We start from the raw sequence: 18,424 nt of genomic DNA on the forward strand, positions 1-18,424 counted from the left end.
TAACGATATTCCCGCTTTTTTTTCGACTGTCCCAACGGATTTTTTCAACTCAGAGCGTAAAATTTAAAAATTTTTTTTCCTTTCTATTTCAATGAGTTTTGCTATTAACCCTCTGTTTTTGGGGTGTTTTTGCCTGCCTCACCGCCGCTCGACATGATCCATGTCAATTTTTGCCGTATACTGCTTTGCTAGTATCTCGGCGCTGATTAATCTTAAGAGAGAGTTAGTGTGAAAGCTGACAACCCCTTTGACCTACTTTTACCCGCAGCAATGGCCAAAGTGGCCGAAGATGCCGGTGTTTACAAAGCCACTAAGCACCCGCTAAAAACCTTTTATTTAGCGATCACCGCTGGTGTCTTCATTTCTATCGCCTTCACCTTTTACATCACCGTTACGACAGGGACTGCTACCGTTCCGTTTGGCCTGGCCAAGCTGGTAGGCGGTATCTGCTTCTCGCTCGGTTTGATGCTGGTCGTCGTCTGCGGCGCCGATCTGTTTACCTCTACCGTATTGATCGTGGTCGCCAAAGCCAGCGGCCGCGTCACCTGGAAACAACTGGGTTTAAACTGGCTGAATGTCTACGTCGGTAACCTGATCGGCGCGCTGTTCTTCGTGGCGCTGATGTGGTTTGCCGGCGAATATATGGCGGCGAACGGCGGCTGGGGACTTAACGTGCTCAAAACGGCCGATCACAAGATGCACCACACCTTTGTGGAAGCCGTCTGCCTGGGCATTCTGGCTAACCTAATGGTCTGTCTGGCCGTGTGGATGAGTTACTCCGGACGCAGCCTGATGGACAAAATGTTTGCCATGGTCCTACCGGTGGCCATGTTTGTTGCCAGTGGCTTTGAGCACAGCATCGCAAACATGTTTATGATCCCCTTTGGTATCGTAATCAAAAATTTTGCAACGCCGGAATTCTGGCAGGCAGTAGGCGCTGCACCGGAACAGTTCTCAAACCTGACAGTAAGTCACTTTATTACGGCCAACCTGATCCCGGTCACTCTCGGGAATATCATCGGCGGCGGCCTGCTGGTAGGTCTGACATACTGGGTAATTTATCTGCGCGGCGGCGATAAGCATTAATGTCATGTTTATCCCGCGCAGGGACGGGTTTACAAAGAAATCCACACTAGAAGGTAGGTGTTAAATGACCGAACTTAATGAAAAACAAGCAGCTGCATGGGAAGGTTTCACCGGCGGCGACTGGCAGAACGAAGTCAACATTCGTGACTTCATCCAGAAAAACTACACCCCGTATGAAGGTGACGAGTCCTTCCTGGCCGGTGCTACCCCTGCGACCACTGCCCTGTGGGACAAAGTCATGGAAGGCATCAAAATCGAAAACCGCACCCATGCGCCGGTCGATTTTGATACCAACATCGCCTCTACCATTACCGCGCACGACGCCGGTTACATCACTAAAGATCTGGAGCAGATCGTCGGTCTGCAGACCGATGCTCCGCTGAAGCGCGCCATCATCCCGTTTGGCGGCATCAAGATGGTCGAAAGTTCCTGCAAAGCGTACAACCGCGAGCTGGACCCGATGATCAAGAAGATCTTCACCGAATACCGTAAGACCCATAACCAGGGCGTATTCGACGTTTACACCCCGGACATCCTGCGCTGCCGTAAATCCGGCGTGCTGACCGGTCTGCCGGATGCCTACGGCCGTGGCCGTATCATCGGTGACTACCGTCGTATCGCCGTATACGGTATCGACTACCTGATGAAAGACAAGTTTGCCCAGTTCACCTCGCTGCAGGAAAAACTGGAAAACGGCGTCGATCTGGAAGCGACCATCCGTCTGCGTGAAGAGATCTCTGAACAGCACCGTGCGCTGGGTCAGATCAAAGAGATGGCCGCTAAATACGGCTGCGATATCTCCGGTCCGGCAACCAACGCTCGCGAAGCCGTACAGTGGACCTACTTCGGCTACCTGGCCGCCGTTAAGTCTCAGAACGGTGCCGCCATGTCCTTCGGCCGCGTATCCAGCTTCCTGGATATCTACATCGAACGCGACCTGAAAGCCGGCAAACTGACCGAAGAAGAAGCGCAGGAAATGATCGACCACCTGGTCATGAAACTGCGTATGGTACGCTTCCTGCGTACTCCGGAGTACGATGAGCTGTTCTCCGGCGACCCGATCTGGGCAACTGAATCCCTGGCCGGTATGGGCCTGGACGGTCGTACCCTGGTTACCCGCACCAGCTTCCGTTTCCTGAACACCCTGTACACCATGGGGCCGTCTCCGGAACCGAACATGACCATCCTGTGGTCTGAAAAACTGCCGCTGGCGTTCAAAAAATACGCAGCCAAGGTCTCCATCGACACCTCATCCGTACAGTATGAGAACGATGACCTGATGCGTCCGGACTTCAACAACGACGACTACGCTATCGCCTGCTGCGTAAGCCCGATGGTTGTCGGCAAGCAGATGCAGTTCTTCGGCGCCCGCGCTAACCTGGCGAAAACCATGCTGTACGCAATCAACGGCGGCGTGGACGAAAAACTGAAGATGCAGGTTGGCCCGAAATCCGAGCCGATCAAAGGCGACGTTCTGAACTTCGACGAAGTGATGGAGCGCATGGATCACTTCATGGACTGGCTGGCTAAGCAGTATGTCACCGCCCTGAACATCATCCACTACATGCACGACAAGTACAGCTACGAAGCCTCTCTGATGGCGCTGCACGATCGTGACGTGTTCCGTACCATGGCCTGCGGTATCGCCGGTCTGTCCGTTGCCGCCGACTCCCTGTCCGCCATCAAGTACGCCAAAGTTAAGCCGATCCGTGACGAAAACGGCCTGGCTATCGACTTTGACATCGAAGGCGAATACCCGCAGTTCGGTAACAACGATCCGCGCGTTGACGACATGGCCTGCGACCTGGTTGAACGTTTCATGAAGAAAATTCAGAAACTGAACACCTACCGTGGCGCTACCCCGACCCAGTCTGTACTGACCATCACCTCTAACGTGGTTTATGGTAAGAAGACCGGTAACACCCCGGACGGCCGTCGCGCCGGCGCACCGTTTGGCCCGGGTGCTAACCCGATGCACGGCCGCGATCAGAAAGGCGCCGTTGCCTCTCTGACCTCCGTCGCCAAACTGCCGTTCGCCTACGCGAAGGATGGTATCTCTTATACCTTCTCTATCGTGCCGAACGCGCTGGGTAAAGATGACGAAGTGCGTAAAGCTAACCTGGCAGGCCTGATGGATGGTTACTTCCACCACGAAGCCTCCATCGAAGGCGGCCAGCACCTGAACGTCAACGTCATGAACCGTGAGATGCTGCTGGATGCGATGGAAAACCCGGAGAAATATCCGCAGCTGACCATCCGTGTATCCGGCTATGCCGTCCGCTTCAACTCGCTGACCAAAGAGCAGCAGCAGGACGTTATTACCCGTACCTTCACGCAGTCCATCTAATTCCCTGACCGCGTAAAATGGCATAAAATAAAGGCTCCACCCCGGTGGGGCCTTTTTATCATCAGGAGTCTGCCACAGACTAAACCATCCAAAAAAACAACAGGATTGACTGTTTTGCCGGGGCGCTCTCTGGCACGCTGGTGCCAAGGGATACCGGGCAAAACAGTTACTACCCTCGGGACAGGGCGGTATCCGCATATCGACCTGCCCCATGTGGTTTTATGACTGCTATTGATCAGTCAATTTTGGAGATAACCCCGCAATGTCAGTAACAGGTCGCATCCACTCGTTCGAATCCTGCGGTACCGTTGACGGCCCAGGCATCCGCTTTATCACCTTCTTCCAGGGCTGCCTAATGCGCTGCCTGTATTGCCATAACCGCGACACCTGGGATACCCACGGCGGCAAAGAGGTCACCGTAGAAGAGCTGATGAAAGACACCGTCACCTACCGCCACTTTATGAATGCCTCCGGCGGCGGCGTGACGGCCTCCGGCGGCGAGGCCATGCTGCAGGCCGAGTTTGTGCGCGACTGGTTCCGCGCCTGTCAGGCTGAGGGCATCCACACCTGTCTGGACACCAACGGCTTCGTACGCCGCTACGATCCGGTCATTGACGAACTGCTGGATGTCACCGATCTGGTGATGCTCGACCTCAAGCAGATGAACGACGATATCCATAAGAATCTGGTCGGCGTCTCCAATCATCGCACCCTGGAGTTTTGCCGCTACCTGGCCAAGCGCAACCAGAAAACCTGGATCCGCTACGTGGTGGTCCCGGGCTGGTCAGACGATGAGGCCTCGGCGCGCCTGCTGGGGGAATTCACCAAGGATATGAAGAATATCGAGAAGATAGAGCTGCTGCCCTACCATGAGCTTGGCAAGCACAAGTGGGAAGCGATGGGGGAAACCTATCAGCTGGGCGACGTGAAGCCCCCCTCCCGCGAGATCATGGAGAGAGTCAAAGGCATTCTGACCGAGTATGGCCACAAGGTTATCTATTAAGCGCCTCCGCTCCCGAGGCGGTGCCCGACGGCGCCGCCTCGCGTTGACGCCATCGCCCGCTTAGCGCGTCAGCATCTGCACAAACTGGCGGCTAATGTGCAGCAGCATATCGCGATCGCTCCCCGCCTTCGCCTGCATGGCCAGCCCCTTTTCGAAGGCCAAGATCAGCGTCGCCGTCTCCTGCGGCGTGCCCGCCCCGTGGATCTCACCGCGCTCGATCCCCTGCGCCACCATCGCGCAGAATTCGTTGAAAAAGGCGAGCCCGGCGCTATTCAGCCCGGCAAAGACCGTCGGTGGCTTCTTGTGATAGGTAAACAGCTCGAACAGCAGCATGCAGCCGCGCGGATAGCCAGGCTGGGTGATCACCTCGACAAAGCGGGTTAAAAACAGCGCGAGTCGGGCCGGCACCGACAGCCCCGGCGTTTTGATGCTGGCGATCACCGGGCTCAGGTACTGCGAGACATAGCGCTCCATCACCAGCGCAAACACCTGCTCCTTACTGCCGAATGACGCATACAGCGTCGGCGGGTTAATCCCCGCGCACTTCACGATCTCGGCGATAGAGGTTCCCTCATACCCCTGCATCCAGAACAGCTGCAGCAGCTTATCCAATACCTGTTCTCGCTCAAACTTCTGTGGCCGCCCTGCCTTTTTATTGTTGTGCTCTTTCATTTTTCACCCTGCGTATCGATTTTTGTATCGATAGATACAAAAATGCTTGACTCAACTTGCCAATACCATAATAGTATATTGTATCGAACATTACAAAAAGGTGGGATTATGAATTCATGCAAATACAGCGGACGACGCGGCTATCTGATCGGCCTGTGGGCAACGGCGCTGATCCTGATTTGGCTCGGCATCTTCAAATTTACGCCGACGGAGGCCGCCGCGATTAAGCCGCTGGTCGAGCACCATATCCTGATGGGGTGGCTGTACGGCGTATTCAGCGTCCAGATGGTCTCTAACCTGATCGGCGTGAGTGAAGTCGTGGTGGGCGCAGCGCTGCTGATCGGCATCACCCGACCGCATATCGGCTTCTATGCCGGGCTGGCCGCCAGCGTGATTTTCCTGGTGACCCTGAGCTTCATGTTTACCACCCCGGGCGTATTCAAAGTGGTCGACGGGGTGCCGGTAACCGAGTTTTTCCTGTTTAAGGATCTGGCCTTTTTGGGCATCAGCCTGAGTATTGCCGAGCGCAGCCGTGCGGCGATGCAGGCCTCTACCGCGGAGAAAGCATCATGAAAACCCTGAGCACTTTACTGTTTATTCCCGCCCTGCTGCTGTCGGCGGCCGTACAGGCCGCTAGCGTAGAGCCCTATAGCGACGCCGCCTTTACCCAGGCGCAGGCCAGCGGCGCACCGGTGCTGGTTGACGTCTACGCCGACTGGTGCCCGGTGTGCAAACGGCAGGAGCGTGAACTCACGCCGCTGTTTGCCCAGCCGGCCCAGCGCGATCTGCGCGTCTTTAAGGTCAACTTCGATACCCAAAAGGCGGCGCTGCAGCAGTTTCGCGTCAGCCAGCAAAGCACCCTGATCCTCTATCGTAACGGTCAGGAGGTCCGCCGCAGCATCGGTGAAACGTCGCCAAGCGCGCTCTCTGACTTTCTGACCCGCTAAGGACGCCCCATGGAGATAAGCCTGCTGACACTGGGATTCAGCCTGCTGGCCGGCATGCTGACGACCCTCTCCCCCTGCGTCCTGCCGATCCTGCCTATCGTGGCCTCATCGGCGATGGATCGCAGCCGCTGGGGGCTGTTATTCCTGGCCGCCGGTATGGCCGTGGCGTTTACCCTGACCGGCGTGCTCGTCGCCTCGCTGGGCTTCAGCCTGGGATTTGACGGCCGTACGCTGCGCTACGGTGCCGCGGTGCTGATGCTGCTGGTCGCCCTGTGGCTATTGAACCGCCGGATACAGGCCTGGATGAGCCTGAAGACCAGCGCGCTGACCGGACACGGGCAGACCTGGCTCAGCACCTTCCAGCCGCGATCCGCCGCCGGCCAGCTGATCGTCGGCCTGCTGCTGGGGCTGGTTTGGACCCCCTGTATCGGTCCGACCCTGGGCGCCGCCATCGCCCTGGCCAGCCGCGGCGAAAGCCTGCTCAGCGTCAGCGTCGTCATGCTGGTGTTTAGCCTCGGCGCGCTGGTGCCGCTGATGGCGATCGGCATGCTATCGCGCCAGTTTTTCCTGCAGCGCCGCGCCAAGCTGGCGCAGCTGGGGGAGTCCGGTCGCAAGATCATGGGCTGGAGCCTGGTCGCCGTCGCGCTGCTGGTGCTGAGTGGCCTGGATAAAACCCTGGAGAAGTGGCTCATCGCGCTGTCTCCTGAGTGGCTCATTAACCTGACCACCGCGCTGTAATCACGTATTGACTGATTAAGACAATGCTATTGACCTGCAAAAACAAGAAGGATAATTCTATGAAAACCTATACCATCGCAACCACCCTGGCCCTGCTGCTCAGCGCCACCTCCGCCTTCGCCGCCAGCCAGATCGATGCCCGTCAGGCCATGGATCAGCAGCGTATCGGCGCCGTACGGATCCAGATCCCCAACGGCACGCTGGATCAGACCGTCGATGCCCTGGCGCAGAAAACCGCGCAGCAGGGGGGCGACTACTTCCATATCACCTCGATAGGTTCGACCGGCATGGGTAGCAGCATCACCGCAACCGCTGAAATCTATAAATAGCGCTCTCTGCGACAGGCCTCCCTCCCGGAGGCCGCTCTCCCCCGCCCCCCATCGCCGTTCGGCATACCATTCATCACGCAATTCCCGTTATTTTCAGTATATTCATCGCACATAATGCCTTTTTGCTGAATTATTACGCTAATATCGCGGCGATGATTTAAGTAATGTAATGAGACGATCGCGATTATTAGAAATTCTTCTAGTCAGTGACTTCTGTGACCTGAGTCGATACACTGTTTTTACACCGCAAGAGATTAGATGTTATTAATCAATCTTTTACGTGTGATGTATCGTTATTTTAATGCTGAACTTGTACCCGCGTCTTATCGTCACTGCGACCGTAGACGGCTCAATGAAATTATCACTAGGGACAGCACAGATAATTATTTCAGGTACAAGGTTACCGGAGGATTTTATGTCTATTGATGCAACTCTCGACCAACGCTGGCAGTATTGCCACCAGCCGCTGAGCTGGCGCCATGCCATCCATCTTGCCTGTCAACCGCTGATCAGCGATAAGAAGGTTAGCGCCCATTATCCGCTGCACATCATCGACGCACTGAAACGGGGCAAGCAGGATTTCATGGTACGCGAAGGTGTGATGCTGGTATTCGCCCAACCGCAGCATGGGGTACTCAGTGAACAGGGAGAGGCATCCGTACTCAAGTGTGATAAACCGGTCGTGATGCCGGATGGCGCTGAGGTAAACCTGATTATCACCCTTTCCGCCGGAACCCAGCAGGCGCTGTATGATCTGCACAGCCGAATCGAAAACTGGCTGGAGATCAACAACGGCTTCGAGCTGTTCACCCAGGCAACCAGCCAGAACATGCTGGGGGCTCGAATTCAGGCCGCGCTGCTGCACTGACGGCGGCGTCCCGCCCCACCGCGGGCGGGCATATGCTGCACCATCGCGACACCCTGCGCTCTGCGCGGGGTGTCTTGCTTTAGGCCGCCGGCAGCGCGGAGTGTCCTTCGGGGCGTCGCCACAGCATCAGCCCATAGCACAGCGCAATCGCGGCGATCGTCACAAACATCCAGCGATCGGAGAAATGCTGCATCAGCAGCGCCACCAGGGTGGGGCCGGCCAGGCTGCCCAGGGTATAGCTCATCAGCAGCGCCTGATTCATCGCCACCAGCTCATGACGATCGGCTCGCTCACACGCCCACGACATGGCGACGGGGTAGAGCGTAAATCCGGCGCCGCCCAGAATCACCAGCGCCGCCAGCGCCCCCTGCGGCGTCGATAGCATCACCAGACTACCGAGGATCAGCAGCGTGACCTGTACCCGCAGCACCCGCAGGCGGCCATAGCGATCGGCCAGACGCCCCACCGGCCACTGGCCGAGGATCCCCGCGCTGACCAGCAGCGCCATCCAGTAACCGACGCGGGCATCGCTAATCCCCTGATGGCTCAGGTACAGCGGCAGCAGCCCATACAGGGTGCCCAGTATCGCCCCAGAAATAACGCAGCCGTTGACCCCCAGCCGGGCGCTGCGACGGCGCAGCAGCGGCCAGATCGCCAGCGCCGCGCGCCGCGGCTGAGGCCGTTCGATACGGGCGAAACACAGCGGCAGCATCGCCACCACCATCAGCGCCGTCGTCCAGGGGATCACCCTCAGCAGCGCCGTCGAGATCACCCCCAGCGCGAGCTGTCCCAGCACGGTGCCCAAGTAGTAGATGGTCATATAGGCCGCCAGCAGCTGGCCCCGGTTGGCGTTGCTGCCGCTGCGCAGCAGGGCGCTCTCGACGATCACCCAGATCATGGCACAGCCGATCCCGGCCAGAAAACGCCACAGTAGCCAGCCCCAGAACTCACTGGCGATCCCCAGCGCCGCCGTCGAGGCGGCAAACAGCAGGCAGGCGTAGTAGTAGCTCTGATTGAAGCCGCGCCGCAGAATCACTCGCCCGGTGACCAGCGTCCCGACCAGATTACCAAGAAAATAGGCCGATCCCACCAGCCCGACCTGCCACGTCGCTAGGTGCTGCTGATCCAGCCACAGCGGCACCAGCGTATTGAGTAAGGCCATGGCGACCGTCAGCAGTAATAGCCCGCAGAGCAGCAGCAGCACCGGGCGAGAAAGCGAGAGCATGGAAGAGTGACCGCACAGACAGAAAAAGTGAGCGCATCATGCCACCGGTGACAAAAATGTCAATGGCTCGTTAACTGCTCAACCGCGGGCCGGCAAGGGGACAGGACAGCGCGTTACCCTCTCCCGCGCGCAACGGCGGCAACCAGCTGCAGATGACCATCGTGACAGGCGATTTTACACTGACCACAGCCGTCGCAGGCGCTCTCCTCAAGCTGCGGCTGTCCCGCGTCGTCGAAGCGCAGCGCCTGCTGGGGACAGGCCCGCTGACACAAACGACACGCCGCGTAGCGACCCAGGCAGTGCGGGCCAACCTGCGGACGCCAGGCGGTATCCGCGGGGAGCCACGGCTGCAGCGCCCCCGTAGGACAGGCGTCGACGCAGGCCCGACAGCGCTGCGTGTCGCAGGCGCAAAAGGCGATATCCAGCCAGGCGTGCCCTTCGTGCAGAGCGATAAGCCCATAGGGGCAGGCGTCGACGCACTCCCCGCAGCCATCGCAGCAGGCCAAGAAGGCCGCCTCCGCCAGCGCATAGGGCGGTCTCCCCGCGGCCCGGCATTCGGAGATCAGCGCCGCCTGCCGCTGCGCCTGGCGACCTCCCCCCAGCAGACCGCGCAGCAGACCACGCCGGCTGACGTGGCGGTGCGTCATCCAGGCACGATAGTAGCGTTCGTCGCGGCGATCGCGCATCAGCGATAGAGCCGTACGTCGCCGTCGACGATGGCGAACTGGCGCTGCCACGCCTGCAGCGTCAACGCCGCCAGCGACGCCAGTCCCTGATAAAACGGGTGATCCGCGCCCTGCTGCAGCAGCGTCAGATAGCGTCCGCCCCACGGCAACAGATGCTGCTGCAGCAGCGCCGGCAGCTGCTGCGGCTGCCCCTCGGCCAGCCAGGCGGTCAGCAGCAGCAAAATACCGATATGATCCTCCGGCTCGCGGGCATCGGACTGCCAGCTGATCCCCTGCGCATGCATCCAGTGGCGCAGCGCCAGGGTGGATTCGCCGAACAGCACGCTTTCCCGATCCAGATAGACCGATCCCCAAGGCGGTGCCGCCAGCGCGTGGGGGCCGATAAACAGCCGCTGATAAGCCGAGGCCAGCGACTCCTGCGCAGGCGCGCACAGCAGCGCGGCGCAGTGTTCACGCTGCGCCGATGAGCCATAGGGCCAGCGCTGCGTCTCCTGCGGCTGACGCAGCAGCGTCACCAGCGGCGCCGCCTGTTCACTGTCCGGCGGCCAGTATAACAAGGCCCCCAGCGCCCGCGCCGTCAGCGCCATATCCTGCAGTTGTTCAGGTTGTAACATAACCAACGCATTCCTTACGCGATGGGCGGCGCCTCAGCGCCGCCCCACTCTGTCATTAGCCGGCAACCGCCACGCCGACGGTCATATGCAGACCATAGAACACCCCGCGTCCCACCAGCTCACCCGCCAGCACCAGGATCAGGGCAAGCGTCAGCGTCGTCAGCGATGGCGCCTTACCGCGCAGCAACGGACACAGCCAGCAGCCCAGTCCCAGCGCCAGCAGCACGCTGCGCAGCGCCAGCAGACCGGCAAAATCCGGAACCAGGGCATAGGCCTGCTGCACCGCGCTGTGGATGGTGGCCAGGCCACTCCCCTGCATGCCAGCGGCCACCACGCCGACCAACGCGGCGAAGCAGCTCAGCAGCGGCAGCAGGCGCAGCGAGGCGCAGTCCATCTCCACCGACCGCAGCAGCAGATAGCCCAGCAGCGGCCCGCCGATCAGCATGGTGACAAAGAAGCTCAGCGTGGTATACCCGCTATACCAGGTCGGCACCGTATTGATCTGGTACACCTGGCTCATCGCCCAGACAAACAGCAGCGCCAGCGCCATCGTCAGCATCAGCCACAGGCGTCCCAGGGCGACCGGCATCTTGCCCAGCACCGCCAGCAGCCAGTACAGGCCCCCGGCGGCAAAGAACAGCGAACCGCACAGGATCTCGTTGCTCAGCCCAGAGACCCCGATCCGGTTCAGCGAGTTCAAGGCGCGCAGCGGCGAGCCGAGATGCAGCACCGACGCCACAAAGGCGATCCCCAGCAGCAGCCACAGGAAGAACATCCGCCCCTGGATCCGCAGGGCGCGATCGGCCTCCAGACGCCCGCGCAGCAGTACCGCCGCCATCACGATAAAGGCACCGGCTACGCTCTGTCCCAGCACCGTGAAGATCATCAACGGCCATTCATGCCATCCCATTCCCATCTCAGACCTCCTTTGGATTCGCCAGGTAGCCGCAGGTATCACCGACCGGACGGCTGTTGGCATTCGGCTTCAGCACCAGGTTCGGCCGGGTATAGTGCGCCGCCGGCAGCGGCGCTACCGCGGCCAGATCGCCGTAGCGAGCGCGCAGCTCCTCAATCGGCCCCATATCGAGCGCACGCAGCGGGCAAGACTCGACGCAGATCGGCTTCTGCCCCTGCGCCACTCGCTCATAGCAGCCGTCGCACTTGGTCATATGTCCCTTCTGCGCATTGTACTGCGGCGCGCCGTAGGGACAGGCCATATGGCAATAGCGGCAGCCGATGCACACCGATTCGTCTACCACCACGAAGCCATCCTCTCGCTTGTGCATCGCACCGCTCGGACACACCTTCACGCAGGCGGGGTCGTCGCAGTGGTTGCAGGAGATCGAGAGGTAGTAGGCAAACACGTCGTGATGCCAGCCGTCGCCCTCGCGCTGCCACTCGCCGCCGGCGTACTCATAGATGCGACGGAAGCTGACGTCCGGCGTCAGATCCTTGTAATCCTTACAGGCCAGCTCGCAGGTCTTACACCCGGTGCAGCGGCTGGAGTCAATATAAAAACCGTATTGCGTTGTCATCAGCTACTCCTTAGGCCTTGGCAACCTGTACCAGATTGGTGTGTGACGGATTACCCTTGGCCAGCGGCGACGGACGCTGAGTCGTCAGGACGTTAATACAGCCGCCGTAGTCGACCCGCTCACCGTCCGGGCTATACCAGGCCCCTTCGCTCAGCGCCACGACGCCGGGCAGCACGCGCGGCGTCACCTTGGCGCTGATGCGCACCTCACCGCGATCGTTGTAGATCCGTACCAGATCGCCCTGGGCGATACCGCGCGGAGCGGCATCCAGCGGATTGATCCACATCTCCTGGGGACAGGCCGCCTTCAGCACGTCCACGTTGCCATAGGTGGAGTGGGTACGCGCCTTATAGTGAAAACCGCTCAGCTGCAGTGGGAACTTAGCGATCAGCGGATCCTGATAGCTTTCAAACCCGGGGCTGTAGATCGGCAGCGGATCGATAACGTCGTCCGGCCCCAGCTGCCAGGTGGCGGCGATCTCGGCCAGCGCGGCGGAGTAGATCTCGATTTTGCCCGACGGCGTGGTCAGGGGGTGCGCCTGGGGATCGGCGCGGAAGTCGCGATAGGCCACGTGGTGCCCCTGCGGATCTCGCTGCTTGTAGATCCCCTGTTCGCGGAACGCCTCAAACGACGGCAGCCCTGGGATCGCCTGCTGTGACTGGGCATACAGATGGCGCAGCCACTCCTCCTGCGTACGCCCCTCGGTAAACTGCTGGCCGACGCCCATACGCTTGGCGATCTCGCTGGTCATGTCATAGATAGTGCGGCACTCGAAGCGCGGCGCAATGACCTGGTCGGCAAAGATCACATAGCTCATGTTGCCGCTGGAGGCATCCAGGCAGAAGTCCATCTGCTCGGAGGCGGTGCAGTCCGGCAGCAGGATATCGGCATACTTGGCCGAGGCGGTCATATGGTTATCGATCACCACAATCATCTCGCACTTACTGTCATCCTGCAGGATTTCGTGGGTGCGATTCACCTCTGAATGCTGATTAATTAAGCAGTTTCCGGCGTAGTTCCAGATCATCTTGATCGGGACATCTAGCTTATCCTTGCCGCGCACCCCGTCGCGCGTGGCCGTCATCTCCGGCCCCCGCACGATGGCATCGGTCCACAGGAACATCGAAATGCTGGTCTTCACCGGGTTCTCCAGCGTCGGCATCCGCACAAACGGCAGGCTGTAGGAGCCTTCGCGGGCGCCGCTGTTGCCGCCGTTGATCCCCACGTTGCCGGTCAGGATCGGCAGCATGGCGATGGCGCGCGACGTCAGCTCACCGTTGGCGTGACGCTGCGGTCCCCAGCCCTGGCAGATATAGGCCGGCTTGGCGCCGCCGATCTCCCGCGCCAGCTTGATGATCTTATCCTGCGGGATCCCGGTAATCGCCGCTGCCCAGGCCGGCGTCTTGGCGGTTTTATCCGGCCCCTGACCCAGAATATAGGCCTTATAGTGGCCGTTGGCCGGTGCGCCCGCGGGCAGGGTCCGCTCGTCATAGCCGACGCAGTAGCGATCCAGAAACGGCTGATCGACCATCGCTTCGGTGATCAGCACATAGGCTAGCCCCGCCGCCAGCGCCGCATCGGTGCCGGGACGGATCGGGATCCACTCATCCTCGCGCCCGGCGCCGGTGTCGGTGTAGCGCGGGTCGATAATGATCATTTTCGCGTTGGACTTGGCGCGCGCCTGCTCCACATAGTAGGTCACACCGCCGCCGCTCATCCGGGTTTCGCCCGGGTTATTGCCGAACATCACCACCAGCTGACTGTTTTCAATGTCCGACGGGCTGTTGCCGTCGGCCCAGCCGCCGTAGGTGTAGTTCAGTCCGGCGGCGATTTGCGCGGTGCTGTAGTCGCCATAGTGGTTGAGATAGCCGCCGCAGCAGTTCATCAGTCGGGCGATCAGCGTCGCGCCCGGCGGCCACGAGCGGGTCAGAGTGCCGCCCAGCGTCCCGGTGCCATAGTTCAGGTAGATCGCTTCGTTACCGTAGGTCTTGATAATTCCCTTCATGCTGACGGCGATAGTGTCGAACGCCTCTTCCCAGGTGATGCGCTTAAATTTACCTTCGCCGCGCTTGCCGACCCGCTTCATCGGGTATTTTAAGCGATCGGCGTTGTAGACTCGGCGGCGCATCGAACGGCCGCGCAGGCAGGCGCGCACCTGATGCAGTCCCTCGTAGCGATCGTCGCCGGTATTATCGGTTTCGACATAGGCGATTTCACCATCGACCACGTGCATCCGCAGCGGGCAACGGCTGCCGCAGTTAACGGTACAGGCGCTCCAGATCACCTGCTCATCCTGCGCCGCCGGCTTATTCTGCGCGGGCGTAGCCTGAGCCTGGCGGACAAAGGGCAATGACAGCGCGCCGCTGGCCGCCGCCAGCCCACCAATCGCCCCGCCCTTCACCACGGTTCGCCGACTCAGCGACGCATCCAGTAACGCCGTCCGACTGTTTTTTTTCATAGCATGCTCACTTTTATTTTGCTTTCTACTGGTTAATACAGCAAAGACCACTTTCCCTATTGGAAAAGCGGCACACTCAAAGAAAACAGAAAAGAGGTGACAGGCGCCCAGGCGACCCGACAGTAGCGCTGCCGAGTGCTCAGGCTGACGCTAAGGATATAATAATCATTAAAATAATCACCTAGCTATGTAACGCCACGGCCTAGCTCACGCTCTCTTAAAAGAGAATACGGTTTTCACTACCGCCCTATTTGTTTCACATCAAGAAATAAGACGTTGCATTTCACATAATGAAAAAACACGTTTAAAGCCTTTCAATCGAAATTAATAAATTACGGGTGATAACCACAATCATTTATTTTTACAACGGCGGGCGCGGCGGCAGCGGGAGAATATACGATGGGCGGACGACAATAAAAAAAACCCCGCGATGCGGGGTTTTAACGCTGGAGAATAACGGATTAACCGATATATTCCAGACCGTTCATATACGGGCGCAGCACTTCCGGCACCTGAATACGGCCATCGGCCTGCTGATAGTTTTCCATCACGGCGACCAGGGTACGCCCCACCGCCAGGCCAGAGCCGTTCAGCGTGTGCACCAGACGCGGCTTCTTGTCGTCCTTGCTGCGGTAGCGGGCCTGCATACGGCGCGCCTGGAAGTCCCACATGTTGGAGCAGGAGGAGATTTCGCGGTAGGTGTTCTGCGCCGGAACCCAGACCTCCAGATCGTAGGTCTTGCTGGAGCCAAAGCCCATATCGCCGGTGCACAGCAGCACCTTACGGTACGGCAGATTCAGCAGCTGCAGCACTTTCTCCGCGTGCGCGGTCAGCTCTTCCAGCGCCGCCATCGAGTCCTCCGGACGGACGATCTGTACCAGCTCAACTTTGTCGAACTGGTGCATACGGATCAGACCGCGGGTATCGCGACCATAGGAGCCGGCTTCAGAGCGGAAGCACGGGGTATGGGCGGTCATCTTCAGCGGCAGCGCGCTCTCTTCCAGGATCTCGCCACGCACCAGGTTGGTTACCGGCACTTCGGCGGTCGGGATCAGCGCATAGGTGCTGCTGTCGGCCTCTTCTTCCAGCGGACGGGTGTGGAACAGATCCGCGCCGAACTTCGGCAGCTGGCCGGTACCGTACAGGGTATCGTGGTTGACCAGGTACGGCACGTAGGTTTCCAGGTAGCCATGCTGCTCCGTGTGCAGATCCAGCATAAACTGGGCCAGGGCACGATGCATGCGGGCGATCTGACCTTTCATTACCACAAAGCGGGCGCCGGTCAGCTTCACCGCGGCGGCGAAATCCAGGCCATCGGCCATTTCACCCAGGGTGACGTGGTCGCGAACGTCAAAATCGTAGCGGCGCGGCTCACCCCAGCGGCAGATCTCCTGGTTATCGTTCTCATCACGACCGACCGGCACGGAGTCATCCGGCAGGTTGGGGATCGAGAGCGCCAGATCGCGAATTTCCTGCTGCAGTTGATCCAGCTCGGCCTTGGCGGCATCCAGCTTTTCACCCAATTCATTGACTTCACGGCGCAGCGGTTCGATATCCTCACCACGCGCTTTCGCCGCACCGATGGATTTGGATCGCGAGTTACGCTCAGCCTGCAGGGATTCCGTTTCGACCTGCAGCACTTTACGGCGTTCTTCCTGTTGACGCAGTGTGTCAACATCCAGTTTATAGCCTCGGCGAGCCAGTTTTTCGGCGACTGCGTCTAGCTCATTACGCAGCAAATTGGGATCTAGCATGCTAATCCTGTGAATTATTGAGGGGTTTTTAATAAACAATACATCGAGGCGACAGCCGCATCCGCGGCAGTGCGCTCAATGCAAAGCGGATTTCTTCATAACCTTACCGCAATGAATGGGTTAGCGGTAGCGTTTTGTCGGGCTATTTTGATCCTGCTCAGCGAGCCAGGCCAGCTTATCGCCGATCTTGCCCTCAAGGCCGCGCGCCGTCGGCTGATAATAGCGCGTCTGCGCCATTTCCGGCGGGAAGTAGACCTCGCCGGCGGCATAGGCATTCGGCTCATCGTGGGCATAGCGGTACTCCTGCCCCAGCCCCATCGACTTCATCAGCGACGTCGGCGCATTGCGCAGGTGGGGCGGCACATCGTAGTCCGGACGCTCCTTGGCATCGCGTATCGCCGCCTTGAAGGCGGTATAGACGGCGTTGCTCTTCGGCGCACAGGCCAGGTAGACGATCGCCTGGGCAATGGCGCGCTCTCCCTCGGCGGGGCCGACGCGGGTAAAGCAGTCCCAGGCGGCGATCGCCACCTGCATCGCGCGGGGATCGGCATTGCCCACATCCTCCGACGCAATGGCCAGCAGACGGCGCGCCACGTACAGTGGATCGCCGCCCGCCGTAATAATGCGTGCATACCAGTACAGCGCGGCATCCGGCGCCGACCCGCGCACGGACTTATGCAGCGCGGAGATCAGATCGTAATAGCGATCGCCGTGGTTATCGAAGCGCGCGCTGCGCTCGCCGGACACCGACCGCAGCAGATCCAGGGTTAGCACCCGCTGCCCCTGAGCGTCCGCTTCGACCATATCCGCCATCATTTCCAGCGTATTCAGCGCCCGGCGCGCATCGCCACTGACCAGCTCCGCCAGCGCATCGCGGGTCTCCGTCGGCAGCGTCAGATCCTGCGCGCCATAGCCGCGCTCGCGATCCGTCATCGCCTGCTGCACCACCTGGGCAATATCCTGCGCGTCCAGCGCCTTGAGCAGGTATACCCGCGCCCGCGACAGCAGCGCCGAGTTCAGCTCAAACGACGGGTTTTCCGTGGTGGCCCCGATAAAGGTGATGGTGCCATCCTCGATATGGGGTAAAAAGGCGTCCTGCTGGCTCTTGTTAAAGCGGTGCACCTCATCAACAAACAGGATCGTGCGTCGCCCCGCGTCGCGATTGTGGCGCGCGCGCTCAATGGCCTCACGGATCTCCTTGATCCCCGAAGTCACCGCCGAAATCCGCTCAACCTCGGCGTGACCGTAGCGGGCGATCAGCTCCGCCAGCGTCGTCTTGCCGGTCCCCGGAGGCCCCCACAGGATCATCGAGTGCAGGTGCCCCGCCAAAATGGCGCGCGGCAGCGGTTTGCCCGCCGCCAGCAGGTGACGCTGTCCGATGTACTGCTCCAGCGCCGTCGGCCGCATCCGTGCGGCCAACGGCTGAAATGCATTCTGGGAGAAATCGAGGGAAAGGTTGCTCACGTCGCGGTTCCGCCCCTTATTTTTGGCGCTGATCGTCCAGCGTCACGCCCGCCGGCGGCGTAAAGCGGAACTTGGCCGCATCCACCGCGCCATTCTGCTGACGCTTCAGCGTATAGACGCTGCGCTGACCGTCCTGTTCAACGGCGCTAAAGCCGTTGATGGTGCCGTCAGGCATCACGCTGATGGTGAACTTTTTCAGGTTATTCTTGGCGCTCTTCGGCATCAGGTCGAAGGTATCGCCCTTCTGGGTCACGTTATACTGCGCCCAGTCGCTGGCGTCGTTGCGGGTGATCAGCATAAACGGCGTATTGCCGGTGGCGCGGTTAAGCCAGGTGGCGGTCACCTGCTCGACGAAGGGGTTATAAAACCACAGCGTCTTGCCATCGGACACCAGCACGCTCTCATCCGGCGAAATCATATGCCAGTTAAACAGATTGGGGCGTTTTACCCACAGCTCCCCTTCGCCCTGCTGCACCGGCGTGCCGTCCGCCGCGCTGACCGTCTGGGTAAAGCTGGCGTGGAAACTGTTTACCTTGTTCAAGCGGCCCTGCAGATCGCTGCTCGGCGACGCCAGAGCGGAGGCCGACATCATGCCGCTAACGACGCAGCACGCAACTAACAGCTTTTTCATCGGTATGATTACCTTAAGCAAGAATAAATTGGGCCTGACCGCCGCGATGCCGCGATCAGGTGTCACA

General features: G+C 59.8%; 18 protein-coding genes. 8 read left to right on the forward strand and 10 right to left on the reverse strand.

Translation table 11 applies throughout. From position 1 onward, the window contains the following. Positions 1 to 228: 228 nt before the first annotated feature. The 3 genes from focA to pflA all read left to right on the forward strand — a co-directional run bounded on the left by focA (position 229) and on the right by pflA (position 4,436). Entirely contained in the window at positions 229 to 1,086 is an 858-nt protein-coding gene (gene focA, locus L1P05_RS10430; protein ID WP_015461817.1) for a formate transporter FocA, read from the forward strand. 64 nt (positions 1,087 to 1,150) lie between these two features. After that, positions 1,151 to 3,433 carry a formate C-acetyltransferase gene (gene pflB, locus L1P05_RS10435; protein ID WP_012849014.1) on the forward strand — a complete coding sequence of 761 codons (2,283 nt, stop codon included), beginning with the start codon at positions 1,151 to 1,153 and terminating at the stop codon, positions 3,431 to 3,433. Positions 3,434 to 3,695: 262 nt separating this feature from the next. Further along, positions 3,696 to 4,436, forward strand: coding sequence for a pyruvate formate lyase 1-activating protein (gene pflA, locus L1P05_RS10440; RefSeq protein WP_012849015.1), 741 nt, complete (start codon positions 3,696 to 3,698; stop codon positions 4,434 to 4,436). 60 nt (positions 4,437 to 4,496) lie between these two features. On the opposite strand, the gene L1P05_RS10445 is transcribed toward pflA, so the two are convergent. After that, positions 4,497 to 5,108 carry a TetR/AcrR family transcriptional regulator gene (locus L1P05_RS10445; RefSeq protein ID WP_012849016.1) on the reverse strand — a complete coding sequence of 204 codons (612 nt, stop codon included), beginning with the start codon at positions 5,106 to 5,108 and terminating at the stop codon, positions 4,497 to 4,499. Positions 5,109 to 5,216: 108 nt separating this feature from the next. Between L1P05_RS10445 and L1P05_RS10450 the strand changes: the two genes are divergently transcribed. The 5 genes from L1P05_RS10450 to L1P05_RS10470 all read left to right on the forward strand — a co-directional run bounded on the left by L1P05_RS10450 (position 5,217) and on the right by L1P05_RS10470 (position 7,990). Continuing rightward, the gene (locus tag L1P05_RS10450; RefSeq protein WP_012849017.1) at positions 5,217 to 5,681 is read left to right on the forward strand and encodes a DUF417 family protein; all 465 of its coding nucleotides are present in this window, start codon (positions 5,217 to 5,219) and stop codon (positions 5,679 to 5,681) included. Continuing rightward, on the forward strand, positions 5,678 to 6,055 hold the full coding sequence (locus L1P05_RS10455; protein ID WP_012849018.1) for a thioredoxin family protein: 378 nt from the start codon (positions 5,678 to 5,680) through the stop codon (positions 6,053 to 6,055). Before L1P05_RS10450 ends, L1P05_RS10455 begins: the two co-directional genes overlap by 4 nt. 9 nt (positions 6,056 to 6,064) lie before the next feature. Next, positions 6,065 to 6,793: a cytochrome c biogenesis CcdA family protein gene (locus L1P05_RS10460; RefSeq protein WP_012849019.1), complete on the forward strand. Its 729-nt coding sequence runs from the start codon at positions 6,065 to 6,067 to the stop codon at positions 6,791 to 6,793. 59 nt (positions 6,794 to 6,852) lie between these two features. Beyond that, entirely contained in the window at positions 6,853 to 7,122 is a 270-nt protein-coding gene (locus L1P05_RS10465) for a YdgH/BhsA/McbA-like domain containing protein (RefSeq protein WP_012849020.1), read from the forward strand. Positions 7,123 to 7,537: 415 nt separating this feature from the next. After that, entirely contained in the window at positions 7,538 to 7,990 is a 453-nt protein-coding gene (locus L1P05_RS10470; RefSeq protein WP_015461821.1) for a PTS sugar transporter subunit IIA, read from the forward strand. Positions 7,991 to 8,069: 79 nt separating this feature from the next. Here L1P05_RS10470 and L1P05_RS10475 read toward each other — a convergent pair whose 3' ends face one another. The 9 genes from L1P05_RS10475 to lolA all read right to left on the reverse strand — a co-directional run bounded on the left by L1P05_RS10475 (position 8,070) and on the right by lolA (position 18,357). Further along, positions 8,070 to 9,215, reverse strand: a complete 1,146-nt coding sequence (locus L1P05_RS10475; RefSeq protein WP_015461822.1) for an MFS transporter — start codon at positions 9,213 to 9,215, stop codon at positions 8,070 to 8,072. A 113-nt stretch (positions 9,216 to 9,328) separates the two neighbouring features. Then, positions 9,329 to 9,901: a 4Fe-4S dicluster domain-containing protein gene (locus L1P05_RS10480; protein WP_012849022.1), complete on the reverse strand. Its 573-nt coding sequence runs from the start codon at positions 9,899 to 9,901 to the stop codon at positions 9,329 to 9,331. After that, on the reverse strand, positions 9,901 to 10,515 hold the full coding sequence (dmsD, locus tag L1P05_RS10485; protein ID WP_012849023.1) for a Tat proofreading chaperone DmsD: 615 nt from the start codon (positions 10,513 to 10,515) through the stop codon (positions 9,901 to 9,903). The genes L1P05_RS10480 and dmsD overlap by 1 nt, the downstream gene beginning before the upstream one ends. Positions 10,516 to 10,570: 55 nt before the next feature. Continuing rightward, positions 10,571 to 11,431: a DmsC/YnfH family molybdoenzyme membrane anchor subunit gene (locus L1P05_RS10490; protein ID WP_012849024.1), complete on the reverse strand. Its 861-nt coding sequence runs from the start codon at positions 11,429 to 11,431 to the stop codon at positions 10,571 to 10,573. 1 nt (position 11,432) lies between these two features. Continuing rightward, positions 11,433 to 12,050 (reverse strand): DMSO/selenate family reductase complex B subunit, encoded by a 618-nt coding sequence (locus tag L1P05_RS10495; RefSeq protein WP_012849025.1) that lies wholly within the window; start codon positions 12,048 to 12,050, stop codon positions 11,433 to 11,435. 10 nt (positions 12,051 to 12,060) lie between these two features. Further along, positions 12,061 to 14,508, reverse strand: a complete 2,448-nt coding sequence (gene dmsA, locus L1P05_RS10500) for a dimethylsulfoxide reductase subunit A (RefSeq protein ID WP_015461824.1) — start codon at positions 14,506 to 14,508, stop codon at positions 12,061 to 12,063. 461 nt (positions 14,509 to 14,969) lie between these two features. Continuing rightward, positions 14,970 to 16,262 carry a serine--tRNA ligase gene (serS, locus tag L1P05_RS10505; protein WP_012849028.1) on the reverse strand — a complete coding sequence of 431 codons (1,293 nt, stop codon included), beginning with the start codon at positions 16,260 to 16,262 and terminating at the stop codon, positions 14,970 to 14,972. Positions 16,263 to 16,382: 120 nt separating this feature from the next. Beyond that, a complete protein-coding gene (locus L1P05_RS10510; protein ID WP_012849029.1) occupies positions 16,383 to 17,726 on the reverse strand; it encodes a replication-associated recombination protein A in 1,344 nt (447 codons plus the stop codon). Positions 17,727 to 17,742: 16 nt separating this feature from the next. Beyond that, entirely contained in the window at positions 17,743 to 18,357 is a 615-nt protein-coding gene (gene lolA / locus L1P05_RS10515) for an outer membrane lipoprotein periplasmic chaperone LolA (RefSeq protein WP_012849030.1), read from the reverse strand. Positions 18,358 to 18,424: the final 67 nt, after the last annotated feature.

It is taken from the genome of Edwardsiella piscicida (assembly GCF_021733145.1).
Taxonomy (GTDB): Bacteria; Pseudomonadota; Gammaproteobacteria; order Enterobacterales; family Enterobacteriaceae; genus Edwardsiella; species Edwardsiella piscicida.

What these genes read in the sequence shown, in the direction of transcription:
- pflB (WP_012849014.1), top strand. Translation starts at nt 1,151, where the DNA reads ATGACCGAACTTAATGAAAAACAAGCAGCTGCATGGGAAGGTTTCACC.
- pflA (WP_012849015.1), top strand. Translation starts at nt 3,696, where the DNA reads ATGTCAGTAACAGGTCGCATCCACTCGTTCGAATCCTGCGGTACCGTT.
- L1P05_RS10445 (WP_012849016.1), bottom strand. Translation starts at nt 5,108, where the DNA reads ATGAAAGAGCACAACAATAAAAAGGCAGGGCGGCCACAGAAGTTTGAG.
- L1P05_RS10450 (WP_012849017.1), top strand. Translation starts at nt 5,217, where the DNA reads ATGAATTCATGCAAATACAGCGGACGACGCGGCTATCTGATCGGCCTG.
- L1P05_RS10455 (WP_012849018.1), top strand. Translation starts at nt 5,678, where the DNA reads ATGAAAACCCTGAGCACTTTACTGTTTATTCCCGCCCTGCTGCTGTCG.
- L1P05_RS10460 (WP_012849019.1), top strand. Translation starts at nt 6,065, where the DNA reads ATGGAGATAAGCCTGCTGACACTGGGATTCAGCCTGCTGGCCGGCATG.
- L1P05_RS10465 (WP_012849020.1), top strand. Translation starts at nt 6,853, where the DNA reads ATGAAAACCTATACCATCGCAACCACCCTGGCCCTGCTGCTCAGCGCC.
- L1P05_RS10470 (WP_015461821.1), top strand. Translation starts at nt 7,538, where the DNA reads ATGTCTATTGATGCAACTCTCGACCAACGCTGGCAGTATTGCCACCAG.
- L1P05_RS10475 (WP_015461822.1), bottom strand. Translation starts at nt 9,215, where the DNA reads ATGCTCTCGCTTTCTCGCCCGGTGCTGCTGCTGCTCTGCGGGCTATTA.
- L1P05_RS10480 (WP_012849022.1), bottom strand. Translation starts at nt 9,901, where the DNA reads ATGCGCGATCGCCGCGACGAACGCTACTATCGTGCCTGGATGACGCAC.
- dmsD (WP_012849023.1), bottom strand. Translation starts at nt 10,515, where the DNA reads ATGTTACAACCTGAACAACTGCAGGATATGGCGCTGACGGCGCGGGCG.
- L1P05_RS10490 (WP_012849024.1), bottom strand. Translation starts at nt 11,431, where the DNA reads ATGGGAATGGGATGGCATGAATGGCCGTTGATGATCTTCACGGTGCTG.
- L1P05_RS10495 (WP_012849025.1), bottom strand. Translation starts at nt 12,050, where the DNA reads ATGACAACGCAATACGGTTTTTATATTGACTCCAGCCGCTGCACCGGG.
- dmsA (WP_015461824.1), bottom strand. Translation starts at nt 14,508, where the DNA reads ATGAAAAAAAACAGTCGGACGGCGTTACTGGATGCGTCGCTGAGTCGG.
- serS (WP_012849028.1), bottom strand. Translation starts at nt 16,262, where the DNA reads ATGCTAGATCCCAATTTGCTGCGTAATGAGCTAGACGCAGTCGCCGAA.
- lolA (WP_012849030.1), bottom strand. Translation starts at nt 18,357, where the DNA reads ATGAAAAAGCTGTTAGTTGCGTGCTGCGTCGTTAGCGGCATGATGTCG.